This window comes from Stenotrophomonas sp. P5_A8, assembly GCF_056400545.1.
Genome location: NZ_JBFULB010000407.1, coordinates 1 through 3,054, shown reverse-complemented (window position 1 = coordinate 3,054; position 3,054 = coordinate 1). Strand labels below are relative to the sequence as shown.

The following is a 3,054-nucleotide window of genomic DNA, read 5'->3' as shown; positions in this document are numbered from 1 at the left end:
CCCCTGCACGCATGTGGCTTTTCCACACCCCGCGTGGAAAGCCGTGGGGGTTTGATGTGGACAAGTCGGTGCAAGCCAGCCACGCCAACGTTTTCGGGGCGTGGCGTTTTTTTGTCCAGGTGCTGACGCGGTTTTCCACAGCGCCTGGGCAAAGCGGTGGGGGTTTGTTGTGGACAACCCTGCGTAAGCGGTACGCGGCAAGGGTTTCCACGCGTGGTCATTAATTGTCCACGTGGTCTGCGGTGGAGGATTGCGTGGTTGCCGGCCAACGGCCGGCGCCACCGGGCCAGGTTTTCCACATGGGAGGTGGAGAGCGATGGGCGTTTGTTGTGGACAAGTGGTGCAGAGCCCCACCTGCCGGGCATTCTCAGCAGTGGTGATTTTTTATCCAGCGCACGGGATCGCGCGCCACCAACGCAAACGCCCCGCTCAAGGCGGGGCGTTGCAGGCATCAACCGGCGATGCGATCAGACGTTGAAGCGGAAATGCAGGATGTCGCCTTCCTGGACGCGATATTCCTTGCCTTCCAGGCGCAGGCGACCGGCTTCCTTGGCGCCGGCTTCGCCCTTGTACTTGATGAAGTCGTCATAGGCGATGGTTTCAGCGCGGATGAAGCCCTTCTCAAAGTCGGTGTGGATCACCGCGGCGGCCTGCGGCGCGGTGGCGCCCTTGCGCACGGTCCAGGCGCGGACTTCCTTCACGCCAGCGGTGAAGTAGGTCTGCAGGCCCAGCAGCTGGTAAGCGGCGTAGATCACGCGGTTCAGACCCGGCTCGGACAGGCCCAGGTCGGCCAGGAAGGTGTCGCGGTCTTCGTCGTCCAGCTGCGACAGCTCTTCCTCGATCGCCGCCGACACCGGCACCACCTGCGCGCCTTCCTCGGCGGCACGGGCGCGCACGGCGTCCAGGTGCGGGTTGTTCTCGAAGCCGTCTTCCAGCACGTTGGCGATATACATCACCGGCTTGAGGGTCAGCAGGAACAGGTCGCGGACCAGCGCCTTCTCTTCCTCGTCCAGGCCGGCGGTACGACCGGCCTTGCCGTCGGCCAGCGCAGCCTGCAGCTTGGCCAGCACCGGCTTGCGCGCGGCCGCTTCCTTGTCGCCGCCCTTGGCGGCGCGCTCGGCGCGATTCAGCGCCTTTTCGACGCTGTCCAGATCGGCCAGGGCCAGTTCGGTATCGATGGTATCGATGTCCGACAGCGGGTCGACCTTGTTGTTGACGTGGATGACGTCGGCGTTCTCGAAGCAGCGCACCACGTGGGTGATCGCGTCCACCTCGCGGATGTGGGCCAGGAACTTGTTGCCCAGCCCTTCACCACTGGCGGCACCGGCGACCAGGCCGGCAATGTCCACGAACTCCACTGCAGTCGGGATGACCTTCTGCGGGTTGATGATCGCGGCCAGTTCGTTCAGGCGCGGGTCCGGCACCGGCACGATGCCGACGTTCGGTTCGATCGTGCAGAACGGGAAGTTGGCCGCGGCGATGCCCGCCTTGGTCAGCGCATTGAACAGGGTCGATTTGCCGACGTTGGGCAGACCGACGATGCCGCATTTGATACCCATCTTTGACAGCCTCTGGGGTGGTAGGTACCGACCGTGGATCGGTACACCGTGGTTATTTCGGGGTGTGCAGGCGCTTCATCGCCTCACTGTAATCGCCGCATACCGCCAGCGGCAGCACGTCGATCGCATCGTCGATGGCGTGGCCGATCAGCACATCGTCTTCTTTGCTCGCGCGGCCCAGCACCCACGGCACCACGCGGTCCTTGTGACCGGGGTGACCGATGCCGATGCGCAGGCGGTGGAACCGGCCGTGGCCCAGCAGGCGGATGGTGTCGCGCAGGCCGTTCTGGCCGCCATGGCCGCCGTCGAACTTGAGCCGTGCCACGCCGGGCGGCAGGTCCAGCTCATCGTGCGCCAGCAGGGTCTGTTCCGGTTCGATCTTCCAGAAACGCTGTGCGGCAGTAACCGACTTGCCACTGAGATTCATGAAGGTGCCGGGCTTGAGCAGCCACACCGCCTGCCCGGCGATGTCGACCTTGGCGGTCTCGCCGAACAACTTGCTGTCCACGCTCCAACGCGCGCCGGCCTGTGCGACCAGGGCGTCAATGAAACGAAACCCGGCATTGTGCCGGGTCTGGGCGTGCTCGGGTCCGGGGTTGCCCAGACCAACGATCAATCGCAATCCTGTCATCACTCTTCTTCGTCGGTACCCGCCCTGTGCCGGTACATACAGAAACGGCGCCTGCCCCGGAGGACAGGCGCCGCAATACCTTACTCTGCGGCCGGCGCTTCGTCGGCAGCGTCTTCCTTGCCGTGCTTGGCGGTGACGATCGCATCGTCATGGTCCTTGCCCTGGGCCAGGGCCGGGATCTCAACGCCCTTGGGCAGCTTGATATCCGACAGGTAGACCACGTCGCCAGCCTTCAGCTCGCTCAGGTCGACGTCGATCGACTCCGGCAGGTCCTTCGGCAGGCAGGTGACAGTCACTTCCTTCAGTTCGTGGGTGACCACGACGTCGGCAGCCTTGCCAGCCGGCGAGGTGTCTTCGTTGATGAAGTGCAGCGGGACGTTGGCGGTCAGGGCCTCGTTCTCGTTCACGCGCAGGAAATCCAGGTGGATGATCAGCTGCTTGAACGGGTGGCGCTGCATGTCACGCAGCAGCACCTTGGTGACCTGGCCGTCCAGGTTCAGGTTCAGGATGGACGAGTAGAACCACTCGTTCTGCTGGGCCAGCCAGATCTGGTTGTGGTCCAGGTTGATGTTGATCGGCGCGGCTTCGCCGCCGTACACGACGGCCGGGATCACGCCGGCGTGACGCAGGCGGCGGCTCGCACCCTTGCCCTGCACGTCACGAGCGGTGACCTTGATTTCATGGGTCTTGGACATTGTATTGACTACCAGTTGGTGCCTTGCCCGAGGGCTTGGCGAATGAGGGCACGTCCGCGACCAGACGTACCCGGGACCCGACCACCGTTGCCGGTGGCCGGAAAAAAATCAATCCACGTACAGCGAGCTGACCGATTCGCCGAAGGCGATGCGGCGCATCGTCTCGGCC

General features: G+C 64.2%; 4 protein-coding genes. 1 reads left to right on the top strand and 3 read right to left on the bottom strand.

What is annotated here, in order from left to right; all coding sequences use genetic code 11:
- The coding region (locus AC1DQP_RS18790) for a hypothetical protein (protein WP_478052233.1) at window positions 1-224 on the top strand (224 nt) is incomplete at its 5' end.
- A 243-nt stretch (window positions 225-467) separates the two neighbouring features.
- On the opposite strand, the gene ychF is transcribed toward AC1DQP_RS18790, so the two are convergent.
- The 3 genes from ychF to AC1DQP_RS18775 all read right to left on the bottom strand — a co-directional run bounded on the left by ychF (window position 468) and on the right by AC1DQP_RS18775 (window position 2,885).
- Window positions 468-1,559 carry a redox-regulated ATPase YchF gene (gene ychF, locus AC1DQP_RS18785; protein WP_088434937.1) on the bottom strand — a complete coding sequence of 364 codons (1,092 nt, stop codon included), beginning with the start codon at window positions 1,557-1,559 and terminating at the stop codon, window positions 468-470.
- Window positions 1,560-1,611: 52 nt separating this feature from the next.
- A complete protein-coding gene (gene pth, locus AC1DQP_RS18780) occupies window positions 1,612-2,190 on the bottom strand; it encodes an aminoacyl-tRNA hydrolase (RefSeq protein WP_457318524.1) in 579 nt (192 codons plus the stop codon).
- A gap of 80 nt (window positions 2,191-2,270) precedes the next feature.
- The gene (locus tag AC1DQP_RS18775) at window positions 2,271-2,885 is read right to left on the bottom strand and encodes a 50S ribosomal protein L25/general stress protein Ctc (protein WP_256775003.1); all 615 of its coding nucleotides are present in this window, start codon (window positions 2,883-2,885) and stop codon (window positions 2,271-2,273) included.
- Window positions 2,886-3,054 lie beyond the last annotated feature (169 nt).

Excerpts from the sequence above, each read along its gene's own strand:
- pth (WP_457318524.1), bottom strand. The coding sequence starts at position 2,190 with ATGACAGGATTGCGATTGATCGTTGGTCTGGGCAACCCCGGACCCGAG.
- ychF (WP_088434937.1), bottom strand. The coding sequence starts at position 1,559 with ATGGGTATCAAATGCGGCATCGTCGGTCTGCCCAACGTCGGCAAATCG.
- AC1DQP_RS18775 (WP_256775003.1), bottom strand. The coding sequence starts at position 2,885 with ATGTCCAAGACCCATGAAATCAAGGTCACCGCTCGTGACGTGCAGGGC.